This is a genomic window from Mesorhizobium oxytropidicola, from assembly GCF_056174625.1.
The window spans coordinates 5,055,989-5,071,883 of the sequence record NZ_CM149692.1; the positions used below are offsets into that span (position 1 = coordinate 5,055,989).

Sequence of the window (15,895 nt, forward strand, 5' to 3'; positions counted from 1 at the left end):
GAGTTTGCCGGTCGCCCGATTGCGGCCGGCAAACAACCTTTTCCAACCAAGTATGCACTATATGTAGTGTTTCTTTGGCAGAAATGACCATAATGTTGATTTTTTATGGACTTTTGTCTACTATGCGATTAGGATTTTAATGGTCCGGGGTGGCTTTGGGATACGCCGAGTAGGGCGCGGGAACATGACAGGGGGATTTTTGGGACGCTGGATGCCAACCTATGACGCAATTGGAATTCATTCCCCTCAGAATAACTGAGTACAAGCCAAACCCCCGTCAGACTACGCTGCACCAGACTGGTGTGGCGCTCTGTGACGATGGGTTGAGGTATTTCGTTAAAGGGATGGGTGGTGAGGTCGACGTTTGCGCCACGGAGTGGATATGCACATCGTTCGCAAGGTCTCTTAACCTACCCGTTCCTCCAATGAAGGTGCTTCAGACCCCTGACGGAGCACTTGTGTTCGGCTCACAGGCGATAACGCATTGCATGAGCGACTTGGAAGCCAGCATGCTGCTCCTCAATGGTCCTGGCAATCTCAACGTGCCAGGCATCCAAAACTTGCTCTCAGCAACCTATGCTTTTGATCAGTTGATCTACAATCCTGATCGCCACGATCACAATTTTCTGTTCCAGCGGGCGGGCTTGGTGGACGGTCAAGAGATCGCCAATCTGCATATAATTGACTTCGGCAGCTCAACAATCTTGAATGACAATGCCATCGTTGGGCTTGCTCAGGGCATGCCGACGGTGCAGGTCGGTAAAAAGATACGGAAGGTACACGGTTTCTCCGCGGAATTTGCTAGGTCGTTCCTGGATCGGTTTCATAAAGGTCGTGCGCTTCTCTGCGACAATGCAATGATCGGGTTACCAACGGAATGGTTGTCAAAAAATGCACGAACTTCACTGATAGCTAGAAATTCTGAGTCCGGAATTTGGACGCCAAATAGACGAAGTGGACGAAGGAATCCGCAGTGGCGCATATCTTTAACTACGCTCTAATTCGCTTGGTGCCATTTGCGCACCGTGGCGACGTTTTGAACGTAGGCCTGGTCGTGTTCAAGTCCGATCGCCTTGACGTGAGATTGAATGCTTCTCCTCAGTTGTTGAGCTATTTCAATGTCAGTTCGCGGGCGGTTGAGTGGATTGCGACGCACCTCAGGGAATCCGACGATTCATCAACCGAATTGGGCGCACGAGTTGCTCGGCTCTCAAGGGCTACGGGCTACACCCTTTCAGAGATTGGGTGGTTTACGATCGATTCGGATAGTCAATACGAGCAAAGAATATCGGACATAATCTCCGAGTACGTTGAGAAACCGAAAGGTCAGCCGTCCAAGAAAAAACCCGGCAGCAAGCTATCCAAAGACCTCCGGAAGATATTCAAGGAATACGACCTCTTTAGTGGAGATATTCAAGACATTGACAGGCACCGTATTGTGGCCAATCTTCCGGTTGGCCCATCCGGAAAACTTCACGTCGACTTCATGTTGAAGAACTCTAAATACCACGCAACGGAAACCATAGACTTTACTAACTCCGATCACGCAGGATCTGCAGAAATTAAGAATGCCGCTTTAGCAAGCGTTACCTTTCAACATGCAAAAGACACCCTATCCAATATAGGGATCAATTGTTACTTGGTTTTTTCTGCCACAACCTTGGTAGAAAGAGCGGTCGGCCCTGCGCTCAAGATAGCTCAAAGGGAAGCTATTGATTCTTTCAATATGGAAAGTCGTGAGGATAAAGCGCGGTATCTCGATATAATTTTGAATGCCGCAGGTCATAAATCACTTTTGCAAAGTTGATTAGCCGGCTAATCATTTCGGCCGTATTGCACTTGCGCCACGTGGTTGATTTCGTCCGGCCATCGCGCAACCTGATTGGACTCTTACTTCTGACGCCTACCCCGCCGGCAACACCCGCAGCGTCTGCTCGTCAAACAACGGCTCGTCTTGCCCCACCCGGACAAACAGCACCTTGCGCCCCTCACCCGCCGGCACCTCGAAATACTGGATGCCGTCAGGCATTTCGCCCCAGTCGCAGCAGGGCGGTTCGGGAACTTCGTTGGGGTCGGCAAGTGCCGTCAGTTCCTTCGCATAGGCAACGTCGGGCCCGAATGTGTAGCGCTTGACGCCGGCGGGCACGGCGCCAGCACGCAGCGGGCGCTGACGGTCTTGTCGGTCTTTTCCAGGAACAGTCGCTGCATGGCGGCCTCGGCGGTTTCGCCTGATTTGATGTCGAACACCTCGACCAGCGGGTCGGCCGCGCCACCATCGCTGTATTTGATCGCGAGCGCGTTGCCGGCGAATTCGAAATGGATCTGGCGGAAGCTGAAGTCGCAGCGCTGCGCCCAGGCGGCAAGGCCGATCGTCTTGTCGGTCAGCTTTTCCCAGACGCATTTGTCGATCGGCGGGCGCGATGGCGCGGGCTCATCCGCGCGTGCCACGCCATATATCGTCACGGACGCCAACAGGATGCTGATCCAAGCGATCGATCTCATGGCGCTAGTCATCGCTGCATCCCGTGAGGGTAAAAGCATCCCAGGCCGAGCCATCCGGATTGGCGTTGGCGAAATCGGCCCATTCGGTGAAAGCCACACCGAAATCGGGCAGCAACAGCCCTTTCGGCGCCGGCGTCGCTTCGCGCGAATTCAACTGTTCGGCGCCGCCTCCGGTCAAGGCGTAGACCTGACCGTCCCATATCCTGCACAGGCCGCTGCCATCCTGCAGTCCCGCTTCGCGGTCGTCGTCGGTGCAGGCGTGGCGGATGGTGCCGAGCGGAAACGAATTCTTGCCGTTGGTCCAAGTGATGTCGGCAGGCAGGTTTTTGTCCGTGTTGGGCACGCGCAGCGAAAACACCTGCGCCGTCAGCGCCGCCGGCTCATTGTTCAGCGGCCGGAATTGCAGAACCGCGCCCGAACGCGGCTCGCGGTAGGTGGCGTGGCTCAGCAGACATTCCTTCGCGCTCACCGCCTGGATCGGGCCGAGCAGGCCCAGGAGAACAAAAGCCAGTTTGCGAAGGATCACTGGATGTCTCCGGGAAAGCGTTGTGGAAGCCAAAAACCTGCCCTCACACCAGCCCGACCAGAAAGGCAGCGCCGCCGAGAAAGCCTGCCGAACAGACCCACAGCAGCCAGAGCCCGCGCACCCGGCATTCGAGCACCGCCGAGCCAGGATTGACGGGGTCATAGTGCACATCCACCTTGCTGCCCTCGGCATAGCTTCGTGCCTGACCGCTGACGAGGCCAGGAAGCGAAGCCGTGACAGTGGCGCCGAAGGTGACGCGGTCGGCGCTGTAGCGCTGGCCGGCGACGCCATAGCTGTAGACGATGCGGGATTTGAAGACGGTGCGCCAGCGTCGATAGCCGCTATAATTTCGCAGCGCCTGCAGACCTGAGGACTCAATGCGGCCGGCGACGACCGGCCATTTTGCCGCCTGCTCGGCAAGCGACTTCTGGGCAAACCCCATGCGCAGGGCGAACAGGCCCATGAACAGCAGCAATGCCGCGGCGCCGAGATTCTGCGGCTTGGGCAGATGCGGCCGGATCGCCTCGAGCACGCCGCCGATGGAAAACACCAGAACCGCCGCGCCGATCGCCAGCCCCGCCGAGAGCTGGAACATGAACTTGAAGGCGCCGTCCGGCATGGTGCGCTCGATCACGGCTTTGCTCGGATCGGCCGGATTGTAGAAGACGGTGACCTCCGCGCCGCGGGGAAACTGCGCAAGGGTTTCGCGGACTTCGAAATTCCCCAGATTCTCCTTCACGCTGTAGCGCGAGCTTTGAAATTTCTTGCCACCGACCTTGTATTCGAAGGTGATCGCCGGAAAATTGCGCATCTCGGTGGTATCGCTGCTGTCCGAGCCAGCGCCCGAGCTTCTGACCTCACGCGCTTCGACGCGCGACGAGACGATCTTTCCCGGCGTCGGCAACCAGCGGCTGAGCGCCCGCACCTCGCGCCATTTCAAGAAGGTGATGAGCGACAGCATGCCGGAGACCGCGCAGGCAAATCCGACCAGCAGAAATTTGAGTTCCAGCTCCAACTCGGCCCCCGCCGCCCCACGAGTGTAGGAACCTCATATAGACAGCACGTTGACGGCGATGTCTTGTTTATTCGCAAAAGGCGCCGGGGCGACCGGCCCGGCAAATGTTCAACATCTCAGGCGGAACACGACATGATTGATCACATCACCATCGAAGTGGGCGACCTCGAGAAGAGCAAGCTCTTCTATGAACGGGCTTTCGCGCCGTTGGGGTATCGCCTGTCCTTCGGCAAGGAGGGCGTGTTCTGGGCCTTCGATGTCGGCAATGGTTGCCTGTTCGAGATCCAGCGAACCGGCGAGGCGCCGCCACTCACCCATCTGCATGTTGCGTTCCGGGTGAAGAGCAAGGCGGAGGTCGATGCATTTCATCGGGCAGCACTTGAGGCTGGTGCCGGAGACAATGGTGCGCCCGGCCCGCGTCCGGACTATGCGGAGAAGTACTACGCCTGCTTCGTGCTCGATCCCGACGGCTACAATATCGAGGCGATGATCAACGAGGCGTAAGGCGTGCCTTTCCTTCTCCCCTTGTGGGAGAAGGTGGATCGGCGCGCAGCGCCGAGACGGTTGAGGGGTGTTCCAGCGGGGTGAGGCGTTGGCGTTCCCTGGAACACCCCTCATCCGTCGCCTTTGGCGACACCGCCCGGGGCGAGCCATTTGTCTCGCCCGTCCTCCGGACCCCACAAGGGGAGAAGGGAAAAAGATCCCTTTATGCCGGCCGCACCGCCAGGAAGGTGTTCCATTCCTCGCTGTTGCGGCCGATGTTGAAATCGTCTCGGAGAGGCACCAGCCCGGCGGCTTTGAGACGGGCTGCGAAGTCGTCTCTGCGCCACAAGACCGTGTGATAGTTGCCGTCCGTCTCGCCATCGCCATTGCGCATCGATACGAGCAAGGCGCCGCCTGGCCGCAATGACCCGGCTATCTTGGCAAGCACCTGGTCGGTCTGGTCGCGGGGCACATGGATCAGGACGGCGAGGGCCAGGACAGCATCATAGGGGCCGCCGAAATCATCGGTGAGGAGATCGAGAAGCTCACCCTGTTTGCCGCGCGCGGCCTGCAGCTCGAGAAACCGCTTTGTCGCGTCGGTGCGGCGAACCTTGACGCCCAGGCCCTCCAGAAAGTCCGCGTCATATCCGGCTCCCGACCCGACTTCCAGAATCCGGCCGGCCGTGCCGGCGATCGCCACGAGGCGCTTCAGCGATGCCTGCTCTCTCTCGTTGGGGACATGCCGCACGATGGCATCGTAGCGTTCCGCATAGTCCTCATAGGCACTGATCGTTTGACGGCTCTTCGCCAGGGCTTGCGACAACTCATCCATCCTTCCCTCCCTCCGCGTCCATATGATCAAAAAGCGTGTTCAGTGAATGGTGCCGGGAGGCACGTGTCCATCGAGCACGCCGATATCGCGCAGGAAATGATCCGACAGCGAACGCTGGTCGAGCAGGCCGCGCCTGCGGGATCTGAACGGCGCGGTGAAGAGATCGAGCACCGGGCGGCGAAGCGTGTTGTAGAGGGTCATTGCCGTGGTCCTTTCGGGTTGGTGTTGATGACCAGAGCATGCCTGTTTGCGGCCTTGGTTTCCAATCGAACGTCGCGTACCATGCATCAGGAGGATTGATGCGTCATGAGTTGGGAGCTACCGCCCTTGGGGGCTATCAGAGTCTTTGAGGCTGCGGCGCGGCTGGGCAGTTTTACCAAGGCGGCCGAAGAACTCGGCATGACACAGTCAGCGGCCAGCTATCAGATCAAGGTGCTGGAAGAACGCGCTGGAACGCCGCTTTTCATAAGGAAAACAAGGCAGATCGCCTTGACCGAGGCCGGGCAGCAGCTGGCGCCGCACGCCACGGGCGCGTTCTCAGCCCTGGCCGATGCCTGGGTCGCCACCAAGGGCGGAGCGAGCGGCGTGCTGTCGCTGACGACCATGGCGACATTTGCGTCGAACTGGCTGGCCGTGTGGCTTGGAACATTCCAGCTGATGCATCCAGACCTCGCCGTGAAGGTGGATACATCGTCGAGGTTGGTCGATTTCGGCCGCGAGGGCATGGATATCGGCATTCGGACCGGCACCGGCAAATGGCCTGACCTGACAGCCCACTATCTGTTCAAGGCGGACTACACGCCGATGCTCAGTCCAAAACTGGCCGAGAGCGTGGGCGGCATCCGCCGCCCCGAGGATCTCTACAAGGTGCCGCTATGCGGCCCTGACGATCCCTGGTGGAAAATCTGGTTCGAAGCGGCCGGCGTGCCCTTCGATCCCGCTCGCATCATCCCAGGCCCGGCACTCGGCGGGCAGTCCTATGACGCCATGGCGGCCCTGACCGATCAGGCTGCTGCCATCCTCACCCAAAACCTCTACAGCGCGCTTTTGGCGAAGGGGCAGCTGATAAAACCTTTCGACATCGTCGGATCCGACGGCGACGGCTATTGGCTGGTGCACCTGGAAAGCCGCCGCAACACGCCTAAGATCAAGGTGTTCCGGGACTGGGTGCTGGCGCAGACCGCGGATATTCGAGCGCAAGAAGCGCGCCAGACAGGACCAGTGGGATTGGCGGCCCGTTAGCAAAAGCCATAGTGTTGCCTATGCCCATCGACACGATGACGTGATGGAAGGGTAATTTGACGACCGATGCGATCCGATGGAGAAATTCTCAGGGAGGATAGCCGGAAGATGGCCAAGAGCGACGAAACCGAAGACGACACCGACATCGTCAATCAGCTCGCCTATGTCAGAGCCGATCCAACCCAGCACGACACGTTGACACTTCTCACCATGATCGATGCCGCGATTGCCGAGATCATGGCTTTGAGGAGAAAGCTGCGGCTGAGCGAGGAGAGGAATGGCGGGGGCAACCAGCTCCAATAGGCGGCAGAACCAGAGCGAAGGCCGACGCGAACCCTAGTCCGCGTCGGCCATCATCTGACGGCCGCCGCCGCCGGCCCAGGCGCGCCATTGCCGCTCGTCGCCATGGAAGACGTTGAGGTCGATGCGGCCGGTCACGCCGTGCGACAGGCCTGAGCCGGAATACTGCCAGAACAGCCATTTGCGGCCGGGATAGACCTTCGACGGGTGCCGTGCCACCGCGCGCAGCCAGAAGGGATAGTCGAGAAAGGCGCCCTGGAGGTTGTCGCGATAGAAATCCGGCGAGGTGTAGATGATCGGACGCTGGCCGTAGTGACGCTCCAGCTTGTCCATGAACACCTGCATCTTCTCCAGCACCTTTTCGCGCGACGGCCGCCTTTGGCAGCTGGAATCGCCATTCCATTCGACATCGATTACCGGCGGCAAGGCGCCATCGACCTTCGGCACGTTGCGGATGAACCAGTCGGCCTGCTCGCCGGCGGTGCGGCACCAGTAGAAGAAATGATAGGCGCCACGCTTCAGCCCGGCGGCATCGGCATTGCGCCAGTTCTTCATGAACATCGGATCGAGGTGGTCGCCGCCATCGGTCGCCTTGATGTAGGCGAAATTGGCGCCCTGGGCACGCAGCTTCCCCCAGTTCACGTCACCTTGCCAGCGCGATACGTCGACGCCGTGCACGGCAAGGTGCCGGGGCGAGGAGCGGCCGAAATTGATCGGCTTGGCATCGCGAAAGCCGTAGCGCGTGACCGGCCCGGCAAGCATCGGCGGGGCTGCGCGCGACAAGAGCTTTGGCGGCGAGACCAGGGCTGCCGGCTCGACCGGCGGATCGACGCTGTCCGGCAATTCAGGCGCCGGAAACGCCACCGTCTCTTCCTCCGCCAGGCCGAAAGGCGGAGCATTGTCGTCAGCGGGCGCGGCCTCGGCCAGCTTGCGCACCTTGTTGGCCTTGGTCATGGGTACAGACGCGATCGGTGCGCTTGGCCGCACCACCGAGCTGGTGGTTTCATTCGACGGCTTCTGCATGTCGAGCGCGTCCATGCCCGATGTCGACGAGCAGCCGGCAAGGCACAGCGCTGCGATCACGAAACTGATGGCGCCTGGTAACCGCATCTGGACCTGTACTCAAAACACAACAGACCGAAGGCAACGGCCCACGGACAACCAGCCCAGTTATGAACGAGAAATTACCAATAAAGTTTGAATCAAGTTTTTTACCATGACTGTGACCCGTTTCAGACGTTCTCCGTCGACGGTCGGCTCAGCCTTGACAGTGCCATAATGTGGCTGTTGAGACGGGATGCGGCGTTTGCCGCCGGCATTTCCCACGATTCCCAAAAAGGCGCCCGATGATTGCGTTGCAGCGGCTTCTCCTGGTCCCCCTGCTCGTGGCCCTGTCCTGCGGCGGCGCGCTCATGGGCGAGACCGCGCACGCCAGCGCGCTGACCGTCGTTCCCCCCGGTAATCGCTCGCAGACGCAACCGCCGATCCCGGATGCATCGGCGACGCGGACCCGGGCCTTCAAGACCACCTATGCGGAAAAATACCAGAAGATTGTCGCGCTGCTGAAGCGCGAGAAGAAACTGGTGGCGCATATCAAGCAGGTGGCGGCGGCTTACGATATCGACCCCATCCATATCGTCGGCGCTCTGGTCGGCGAACATACCTACAATGTGACCGCTGTCGGTTCGGTCCAGACCTACTATGTGAAGGCGCTGTCCTATTCCGGCCTCGACTTTGCCTTCCGCTACAAGGGCGTGCCGGTGCAGACCTTTGTCCAGCGGCCGGAATTCGCGGCCTGCGCCGAGGCCAAGGACAGTGCCACTCTTTGGAGTTGCCGCGACAGGGTGTGGGTCGACCGTTTCCGCGGCAAGACGGTCGACGGCGTTACCTATGACGCGATGACCTTCCAGCAGGCCTTCTTCCAGCCCTTCTTCGCCGGCCAGACATTCGGCCTCGGCCAGATCAGCCCGCTGACCGCGCTTGAGGTGACCGACCTGGTCAACAAGGTGAGCGGTTACGACAGGCTGACGCCGGATCATCCGCAGGCGATCTATCGCGATGTCATGGATCCCGACCGCAGCATCGTCTACATCGCCGCGATCGTGCGCGACGCCATCGATGCCTACAAGGAACAGGGCTTCGACATCTCAGGCAATCCGGGCATCACCGCGACGCTCTACAATGTCGGCCAGCCCCGGCTGCGCGCGGCCGACCTGCGCGCGGCGGTTGCCGGTGGCAAGGGCCGCAAGCTGCCGGTCGAGAATTATTACGGCTGGCTCGTCAACGACAAGCTCGACGAACTCAGAAGCCTGCTCGACAGCGGCAGCTGAGAAACGCTTTTAACAGGGAGCCTGCGTGCAGTCGTTCATCGACCAGAGCGTCTGTTTCATCGAGAACCATCAGGCCTGGGCCGGCCTCGTGGTCGGGCTGCTGGCCTTCGGCGAGTCACTGGTGCTGGTCGGCATTCTCCTGCCTGGCACCACGGTGCTCATCATCGTCGGCGGCCTGGTGGGAGCCGGCATCGTCCAGCCTCTGCCGGTACTTCTCGCCGCGATGATCGGGGCGGCGCTCGGCGATACCATCTCCTACTTCCTCGGCAGATGGCTGGGGCGCGGTGTCGTCCATAAATGGCCGCTCAACCGCTACCGCCGCGAGGTCGCCAGGGCGCGGCTGTTCTTCCATCGTTATGGTTTTGCAGCGGTTTTCATCGGCCGATTCTCGGCCCGGTCCGTGCCACCGTGCCACTGGTCGCGGGCATGATGGGCATGCACCGGCGCCGCTTCCAGATCGCCAACATCCTGTCGGCGATCATCTGGGCTCCGGTCGTGCTGTCGCCGGGATGGCTGGTGGCCAAGGGCGCCGGCAGCATCCCCGAACTCGATGTGACCAGCCTGTTCGGGTTGGCTGGGATCGCCGCGATCGCCTTGATCATCATCGCGGTGATCGCCCTCAAGCTCCGGCGCAGGCGAACCGCCCGCGCCTAAAGCGCGTTGCATCGAAGCGGGTACACGCGACGCGCTTTAGGTCTTTGTTTTGATGCATGTCGTTCTCCCAAAACCGAGATCACTTTTGGGCGACATGCACTAGCCCCTTTTCCTGAACACCCCGATCATCGGCCCCAGATTCCAATAATCATCGTTGCGACCAATCGCGGGCGCGAACAGGCTCGATATTGTGCCGTCGAGAAACAGCGCATTGTCGCAGCCGAGCGCATCGCGGAACAGCCGGGCGAATGCATGGAAATTCACGGTGCCGTTCGAAATGGCAAAGACCGCGACGCCGTCCTTGCGCACCCCGACGCCATCGCGGGTCTTGAGTGAGGTGCCGTCGGACTGGAATTTCGGATGAAGCTGGCCGTCGATCACCAGCATCGGCCCGGATTGCGTCGCATAGTCGGTGGATGGCCGCTTCCTGACAAAATCCCTGGTCGCCCGGACCGTGGCCTTGCCGCCGCTGATGTAGAAGATGCCATTCGGCTGTAGCGAGAAATTGCCGCTTCCCGATCCCGTCTTCACACCGGCCATCTCCTGGCCACGTTCGACATAGAGGCCAACCGGCCTGAGGTCTGGATGATACATGCCGCCATTGATGGCAAACAGCATGGTGCGGCCGGCCGCACGCTGGGCGGTGTCGAGATTGTGCAGCGACTGGAAAGGCTTGCCAGCCGGGTCCTTCCAGAACAGTTCGATCGAATAAAGTTTCGGATCAACCTCGCAGATGAGGTAGCTCGTCGCCTCGAAGGCGAAGTCGCGGCACGGCGGCACTGACACGAACCATTGGCCGAGTGCCATCGTCGTGGCGACCGCCTGCGGTAGTGCGGCCTTGACCAGGCCCAGCAGCAGGGGCGCGGCGTTGAGAAGTGTCAGAAAGTCCATGCGCCTGCGGATGCCAGCTTCAATCAGCTGTCGTGGTTATCACCACTCGCTGGCACCATGGAAGACCGGCACGAAAGGATCGGACCGGGTTTCAAGCTCGGACGCGGCGGGGCCAACTGAGCAATTCCAGGAAAAGTGTGAAGCGGTTTTCCGTCCGGAATTGCGTCAATACAAAGATCTCGACTATTTGACAGCGCTAACCAGCTGTTCGTCGCCACCCAGAATGGAAACCCAGTGCCCGGTGTTGTCGCTCGCCTGCCGTTTCAGGTAGCGATAGCTCGTCTGGTTCCAGAGGCGGACCTTGTCGGTCAGATTGTCGAGGATGAAGTCGCCCTTGTCGGTGCGCACCGTCAGCACCGCGTGGCCTTCGCCATCCGGCTTGCGAACCACCGTCATCAAAAGATTGGCTATGGCAATGCCCAGGCTGTTGAGCTCACGCCGCTTTTCCAGCGCGTAATCCTCACAGTCGCCAAAACCGTTGTCCGGATAGGCCCACCACTCGTCCTTGCCGTAATTGTCCATGTCGCTCATCGGCTTGACGCGCGTGTTGACCGAGAGATTCACGGCTGAGATATCGTGCAGCAGCTTGCTGGTCAGCTGTTCCGGCACGCTGTTGGGCGAGCGGATCGAGCATTCGGCGACATGGATCTTGCAAAAATCATAGTGGCCGATCGGCTGGGAGGTCGAGCCGCCGACAACCATGGAAGCAGGCGCTGCATAGGCCCCCACCGAACAGAAAGCGGTCAGCGCAACCGCCAGCCCCAGCCCCTTCGCCTTGCGGCGCCAACCCATCGAGGATGCCATCCGGCCCCACCCATCCGTTTTGTTAACAGAATGTTAAGGGCTGTTATCTTCCGAAGTCAATGAACCCAGTTGATCACTTCTCCGGGGGATCGACGCACGCATCCAAGTGGTTGCTCGCGCGCAACACTGAGCCTGCTAAGCCAGCCATCCCATCGCCACGCCGAGCAACAGGACGACGCCGAGTAGGCCGCGGTAGATGACGAAGGGCCAGGCGGAGAAGCGTTCCAGCACGCGCATCAGCCCCCAGATGGCGAAGAAGGCGGAGATCGAGGCGACGACCAGTCCGGTGGCAAGGACCGACCAGCCATGGGCGTCGAGATGAACCTTGTGCAGTTCCCACAACTCCTTGAGACCGGCCAGCGCGATCGCCGGCAGCCCGAGCAGGAACGAGAAGCGCGCCGCCTCGGCCCGCTTGAAGCCGAGCCCCAGCGCTGCTGTCAAGGTTGAGCCAGAACGCGAGACGCCGGGTATCAGCGCGCCGATCTGAGCGACGCCGACGAGCAGCGCGTCGGTGAGCGAGGCTTCGCCGATGGTGCGCTTGTGGCGGGCGAAAATCTCGGCGAGCGCCAGCAGGATCGCCATGACGATGCAGGACCAGCCGATCACGCTCAGGCTGCGCAGCGGCGAACTGCAGGCGTTGAGAACGCCTGACAGCGCGACGCCGGCAATGACGATCGGGATCGTCGCCAGCACGATCCAGGAAGCCAGCCGGAAATGCCGGTCGGCGAAGTCGCGCCGCGTGAGAGCGTCGAGCGAGCCGAACAGCAGATCCCTGACGTCGCCCCAGAAATAGCTGATCACGGCGGCAAGGGCGGCAAGCTGCATGGCGGCGGAGAAGGCGGAGCCCGGATCCTGCCAGCCGAGCACCGCCGGCACGATGCGCATATGGGCGGTCGAGGAAATCGGCAGCAATTCGGTGATGCCTTGCACCAGGCCGAGAAAGGCGACCTTGGCAAATCCCAGGCCGACGAAGCCGGTGTCTACGCCTTGAGTGCAGATGTCTGCCATATCGAGCCTTTCTGTCGAAGAACCATGCGGGGCGATCCCCCACCGAGCAATAGTCTGGCGATCCCCGGAATCCTATTTACGGATTTGTAAGGCGCCGCTTGACAAGCCGCGCATTCATATTATTCTTCGCTAATCTTACACTGTAAGATAATGACGGAGGAGAGCCATGCCGACCGCCCTGTCAGAATTGCAGCCCCTGCCCGAACCGCACCCGCCTGGCATTGCGATCGACGATGTCTCGCGCGACCTCAGCCGTATTATTGAGCACGCCGAGGTGAACGCATGGCTCGACCTCTATGCCGCAGCGCCGGCCGATTTCGCCGCAAGGCAAGGGCTTTCGATAGCGGGAGAAGGCGACCTCACCTGGACCACCTGCACGACGATCCCGTTCGTCCATTTCAACTGCGTGAAGAATTTCGGCGTCGACAGCCCGGCCTCCGAAAGCCAGCTCGACACGCTCTTGGCGCACTATCGCGCCGCCGGCATTTCGCGACCCTGGTTCTATGTCAATCCACACACCGAACCATCACGCGTCAGATGCTGGCTCGAGGCGCGCGGCCTGCAGCGCCAGGGCGGCTGGGAGCGGATTTATCGCGAGGCGGAACCGCTGTCATCCGAGCCGCTCTTCATGGCTGACGGGGTTTCAGTCGAACGCGTGACGAAGGCATCGGCAAGCGAATGGGCCGGCTTCATCGACAGAAGCTACCGGCTGCCAACCTCACCCTGGCTGCTGGCTCTGGTCGGCCGGCAAGGCTGGCATCACTACATGGCCAGGCGCGATGGCGCGGTGGCGGCCGTGCGCTCGCTGTTCATCGGCGCCGACGGCGCGGCCTGGAGCGGCATCGAAGCGCCGGTGCCGGGCATCATGGCGCCGAGCTTCGATCTCGACGCGGTGCTTGGAGAAGCGCTGGTGCGCGACGGAATTGCGGCCGGCGCGAAACTGTTCGTCGCCGACATCGAGGCGCCGCACGAGGAACGCAACGGCCCTGCCTATCGCAACTATGCACGCCTGGGCTTCAGAATCGCCTATTTCCGCAGCCATTACAGCTATTTGCCGGCTAGTTCCAACTGACCGCGCCTAACTGCGCAGCCATTGCTGGAAACAACCTTTGGCCACTATATGGGCCGGCGGAACGACCGGCTGATCGGTACGGGCACCATCGGGCACCCTGCTGCGGACCCGTTCGAGCAGCATGCGTACCTGTTCCGGGCGCACACGGTCGCGCTCCATGACAAGCAGGACCATCGGATCGCTCAAAAGCTCGTCCAGGGTGCTGATGCTGTCGTTCATCCGTCGTCTCCTCGAATGCCGGCCCGCGCAGCATAGATAGGAAGACAATGATGGCCCGCCAATGACGTTTTGCCGGCTATCGCGTGTTGTTTTGGATTAAATTTTGGTCATGGTTTCACTTTCCCTTCGCGCCTGTGGATGGGAGAGAAAGTCTAGGCTGGTGGAGCGCCTTCGTATTGCGGCAGGCCGTCATCGAGCACCACCCAAGGCTGCTTCGAGGCGGTGAAAATATGCATCTGTGGCTTGAAGGCCGAGGGGTCGTCGAGCGACCCAGTGGTGATGCCGATTATGCCGGCGGAATCGCGCCGCGAAAACATCGTCGTGCCGCAGCTTGGGCAAAACCCGCGCTTGAGATCGGGCGAGGTGTTCACCGTCGCCAGCGGCCCCTCGATCGTCACATCATCGATGCGAAACAACACGCGTGCGTTGAAGGCGGCGCCGATCGCCTTCTGGCAAAGCCGGCAGTGGCAGACGCGTTCGTTGATGGGAGCCGCGTCGGTGCGATAGCGCACCGCTCCGCACAGGCACCCGCCCTGATGTTTAGTCATCGCCTTGATCCATGATGAGGAGAATGTACGGCCAACGTAATGGCGGGACCGATTGGGTCAATTGAAAAGCTTTGATACAACATCATCGATTACGGTGATGCGGCAGGAAGCCATGACGCAAGACATTGAAACCATCGGTATAGCGGACCTGTTCGGGTCACCCTCGCCCGCCCGCGACCGTGCCGACGCCAGGATCATGGCCGCTGCCTCGGGAATTGGTTTCATGGCGGTCCGTGATTTTCCTGGCGACGCCTGGCTGACGCCGGACAGCCGAGCGCAATTGCTGCGCATCTTCGCCCTTCCCGACACAGAGAAGCAGAAATTGCTGCGCTGGAATTTCGACCAGACAAAAAAGAACGTCTATCGCGGATGGTTCCCGCTGCAGCCGACAGCCGTCTCCTACAAGGAAGGCATCGACATGGGGCCGGATATCGCTGGTGCAACCGGCCGTTCGGTATCCGACGATCCGCTGTGCGAGCCGACGCCCTTGCCGGCCGAAAGCGCCCTGCCCGGCTGGCGCGCGGCTGCGGCGGATTACTACCGCGCGATGGAGAGCGTCGGCAACGCGCTGATGCGGTCGATCGCGCGCGGGCTTGGCCTGCCTCAAACGATCTTCGATCCGTATTTCGAGCACGGCATCTCGACGCTGCGCCTGATCCGCTATCCCCTGCGCGACGCCACTGCCGGCGTCGACACCAGCGGGCCCGAGTTCTCGGTGGTCCACAAGGGCGAGACACGCACGATCATTGGCCGCGAACATGCTGATTCCGGTTTCGTCACCTTGCTGGCACAGGACGGCGTCGAAGGCTTGCAGGCAAAAAACCTCGCCGGCGAATGGATCGACGTGCCGCCGGCCAACGGCACGCTGGCGGTCAATTTCGGCCAGTTGCTGGAGCGCTGGACCGGCGGGCGTGTGCGAGCGACGCGGCACCGTGTGATCGCACCGAAGACGGCGCGGTTCTCGATCCCGTTTTTCTATGAACCGCGTGTCGACGCCGAGATCGCGCCGCTACCACTAAGCGGCGCCGAGGCTTTCGAACCGTTTCTTTATGGCGATTATCTCTGGGAAGCGGCGACGAATTTCGTCGAGATGAACGGCATCAAGCATCTCAGGCAGCCCCGCCGGGCAATGGCTTCCTGAACCACACGCCGGCAACCCGACACTGCCAGCGAAAAAATCTGGAGACTATGCGCTGGGAGAACCGCGAACCGAACCCGCGTCAGTGGCGCTTGGCTTGCACCAGATAGGCGTCAATCTCGGTCTCGCCGAGCCACTTGGCCGCTTCCAGCCGATGCAGACCTTCGACGAGGATATGACGCTTGCCGTCGTGGCGGACCTGGATCGGCGTCTTCATGCCATTCTCCAATATGTCCTCGGCGAGATGGCGGACGGTCTCGGGGTGCAATGTCTTCTTGCGCGCCGTCGGCACGTAGATGTCGTCGACCTTGACCTTTTGCACTTTGAGCAT

21 protein-coding genes and 1 pseudogene are annotated in these 15,895 nt (G+C 60.8%); 9 read left to right on the forward strand and 13 right to left on the reverse strand.

Annotated features, from left to right (window positions below):
• The first annotated feature begins 344 nt into the window (after positions 1 to 344).
• Both AC0V8S_RS25325 and AC0V8S_RS25330 read left to right on the forward strand, forming a co-directional pair.
• A complete protein-coding gene (locus AC0V8S_RS25325) occupies positions 345 to 1,001 on the forward strand; it encodes a hypothetical protein (RefSeq protein ID WP_475438694.1) in 657 nt (218 codons plus the stop codon).
• A complete protein-coding gene (locus AC0V8S_RS25330) occupies positions 974 to 1,807 on the forward strand; it encodes a DUF3037 domain-containing protein (protein WP_475434128.1) in 834 nt (277 codons plus the stop codon). The genes AC0V8S_RS25325 and AC0V8S_RS25330 overlap by 28 nt, the downstream gene beginning before the upstream one ends.
• Positions 1,808 to 1,903: 96 nt before the next feature.
• Here the strand turns inward: AC0V8S_RS25330 and AC0V8S_RS25335 are convergent, their stop codons facing one another.
• From AC0V8S_RS25335 to AC0V8S_RS25350, 4 genes are read right to left on the reverse strand one after another with little or no spacing between them, the layout of a single operon-like run.
• On the reverse strand, positions 1,904 to 2,146 hold the full coding sequence (locus AC0V8S_RS25335; protein WP_475434130.1) for a hypothetical protein: 243 nt from the start codon (positions 2,144 to 2,146) through the stop codon (positions 1,904 to 1,906).
• Complete coding sequence (locus tag AC0V8S_RS25340) at positions 2,086 to 2,514, reverse strand: hypothetical protein (RefSeq protein ID WP_475434132.1); 429 nt, start codon at positions 2,512 to 2,514, stop codon at positions 2,086 to 2,088. The genes AC0V8S_RS25335 and AC0V8S_RS25340 overlap by 61 nt, the downstream gene beginning before the upstream one ends.
• The gene (locus AC0V8S_RS25345; RefSeq protein WP_475434134.1) at positions 2,507 to 3,028 is read right to left on the reverse strand and encodes a hypothetical protein; all 522 of its coding nucleotides are present in this window, start codon (positions 3,026 to 3,028) and stop codon (positions 2,507 to 2,509) included. The genes AC0V8S_RS25340 and AC0V8S_RS25345 overlap by 8 nt, the downstream gene beginning before the upstream one ends.
• Before the next feature lie 43 nt (positions 3,029 to 3,071).
• Positions 3,072 to 4,043, reverse strand: coding sequence for a DUF3592 domain-containing protein (locus AC0V8S_RS25350; protein ID WP_475434136.1), 972 nt, complete (start codon positions 4,041 to 4,043; stop codon positions 3,072 to 3,074).
• Positions 4,044 to 4,175: 132 nt separating this feature from the next.
• Here AC0V8S_RS25350 and AC0V8S_RS25355 point away from each other — a divergent pair, with 132 nt between their 5' ends.
• Positions 4,176 to 4,547, forward strand: a complete 372-nt coding sequence (locus AC0V8S_RS25355; RefSeq protein ID WP_475434138.1) for a VOC family protein — start codon at positions 4,176 to 4,178, stop codon at positions 4,545 to 4,547.
• Positions 4,548 to 4,749: 202 nt separating this feature from the next.
• Here AC0V8S_RS25355 and AC0V8S_RS25360 read toward each other — a convergent pair whose 3' ends face one another.
• Positions 4,750 to 5,358, reverse strand: coding sequence for a class I SAM-dependent DNA methyltransferase (locus AC0V8S_RS25360; protein ID WP_475434140.1), 609 nt, complete (start codon positions 5,356 to 5,358; stop codon positions 4,750 to 4,752).
• A 39-nt stretch (positions 5,359 to 5,397) separates the two neighbouring features.
• Entirely contained in the window at positions 5,398 to 5,559 is a 162-nt protein-coding gene (locus AC0V8S_RS25365) for a hypothetical protein (RefSeq protein ID WP_475434142.1), read from the reverse strand.
• Positions 5,560 to 5,664: 105 nt separating this feature from the next.
• On the opposite strand from AC0V8S_RS25365, the gene AC0V8S_RS25370 reads away from it, so the two are divergent.
• Entirely contained in the window at positions 5,665 to 6,600 is a 936-nt protein-coding gene (locus AC0V8S_RS25370) for a LysR family transcriptional regulator (protein WP_475434144.1), read from the forward strand.
• Positions 6,601 to 6,708: 108 nt separating this feature from the next.
• Positions 6,709 to 6,903, forward strand: coding sequence for a hypothetical protein (locus tag AC0V8S_RS25375; RefSeq protein ID WP_183458718.1), 195 nt, complete (start codon positions 6,709 to 6,711; stop codon positions 6,901 to 6,903).
• 33 nt (positions 6,904 to 6,936) lie between these two features.
• Here AC0V8S_RS25375 and AC0V8S_RS25380 read toward each other — a convergent pair whose 3' ends face one another.
• Complete coding sequence (locus tag AC0V8S_RS25380) at positions 6,937 to 8,010, reverse strand: glycoside hydrolase family 25 protein (protein WP_183458717.1); 1,074 nt, start codon at positions 8,008 to 8,010, stop codon at positions 6,937 to 6,939.
• A 236-nt stretch (positions 8,011 to 8,246) separates the two neighbouring features.
• Between AC0V8S_RS25380 and AC0V8S_RS25385 the strand changes: the two genes are divergently transcribed.
• Together AC0V8S_RS25385 and AC0V8S_RS25390 are read left to right on the forward strand one after the other, a co-directional pair.
• Positions 8,247 to 9,230 carry a DUF1402 family protein gene (locus tag AC0V8S_RS25385; protein WP_475434146.1) on the forward strand — a complete coding sequence of 328 codons (984 nt, stop codon included), beginning with the start codon at positions 8,247 to 8,249 and terminating at the stop codon, positions 9,228 to 9,230.
• A 25-nt stretch (positions 9,231 to 9,255) separates the two neighbouring features.
• Positions 9,256 to 9,884 (forward strand): annotated as a pseudogene (locus AC0V8S_RS25390) (DedA family protein).
• A gap of 99 nt (positions 9,885 to 9,983) precedes the next feature.
• On the opposite strand, the gene AC0V8S_RS25395 reads toward AC0V8S_RS25390, so the two are convergent.
• The 3 genes from AC0V8S_RS25395 to AC0V8S_RS25405 all read right to left on the reverse strand — a co-directional run bounded on the left by AC0V8S_RS25395 (position 9,984) and on the right by AC0V8S_RS25405 (position 12,587).
• The gene (locus AC0V8S_RS25395; RefSeq protein ID WP_475434148.1) at positions 9,984 to 10,775 is read right to left on the reverse strand and encodes a phosphodiester glycosidase family protein; all 792 of its coding nucleotides are present in this window, start codon (positions 10,773 to 10,775) and stop codon (positions 9,984 to 9,986) included.
• A 183-nt stretch (positions 10,776 to 10,958) separates the two neighbouring features.
• Entirely contained in the window at positions 10,959 to 11,579 is a 621-nt protein-coding gene (locus AC0V8S_RS25400; RefSeq protein WP_475434150.1) for a transglutaminase-like cysteine peptidase, read from the reverse strand.
• A 135-nt stretch (positions 11,580 to 11,714) separates the two neighbouring features.
• On the reverse strand, positions 11,715 to 12,587 hold the full coding sequence (locus tag AC0V8S_RS25405; RefSeq protein WP_475434152.1) for an undecaprenyl-diphosphate phosphatase: 873 nt from the start codon (positions 12,585 to 12,587) through the stop codon (positions 11,715 to 11,717).
• Positions 12,588 to 12,753: 166 nt separating this feature from the next.
• On the opposite strand from AC0V8S_RS25405, the gene AC0V8S_RS25410 reads away from it, so the two are divergent.
• Complete coding sequence (locus tag AC0V8S_RS25410) at positions 12,754 to 13,659, forward strand: hypothetical protein (RefSeq protein WP_475434153.1); 906 nt, start codon at positions 12,754 to 12,756, stop codon at positions 13,657 to 13,659.
• A 6-nt stretch (positions 13,660 to 13,665) separates the two neighbouring features.
• Here the strand turns inward: AC0V8S_RS25410 and AC0V8S_RS25415 are convergent, their stop codons facing one another.
• Positions 13,666 to 13,878, reverse strand: a complete 213-nt coding sequence (locus AC0V8S_RS25415; protein WP_475434155.1) for a hypothetical protein — start codon at positions 13,876 to 13,878, stop codon at positions 13,666 to 13,668.
• Between the two features lie 152 nt (positions 13,879 to 14,030).
• Positions 14,031 to 14,426 (reverse strand): GFA family protein, encoded by a 396-nt coding sequence (locus AC0V8S_RS25420; RefSeq protein WP_475434156.1) that lies wholly within the window; start codon positions 14,424 to 14,426, stop codon positions 14,031 to 14,033.
• Between the two features lie 112 nt (positions 14,427 to 14,538).
• Between AC0V8S_RS25420 and AC0V8S_RS25425 the strand changes: the two genes are divergently transcribed.
• Positions 14,539 to 15,567 carry an isopenicillin N synthase family dioxygenase gene (locus tag AC0V8S_RS25425; protein WP_475434158.1) on the forward strand — a complete coding sequence of 343 codons (1,029 nt, stop codon included), beginning with the start codon at positions 14,539 to 14,541 and terminating at the stop codon, positions 15,565 to 15,567.
• Positions 15,568 to 15,646: 79 nt separating this feature from the next.
• On the opposite strand, the gene AC0V8S_RS25430 is transcribed toward AC0V8S_RS25425, so the two are convergent.
• Entirely contained in the window at positions 15,647 to 15,895 is a 249-nt protein-coding gene (locus AC0V8S_RS25430) for a ParB N-terminal domain-containing protein (protein WP_475434160.1), read from the reverse strand.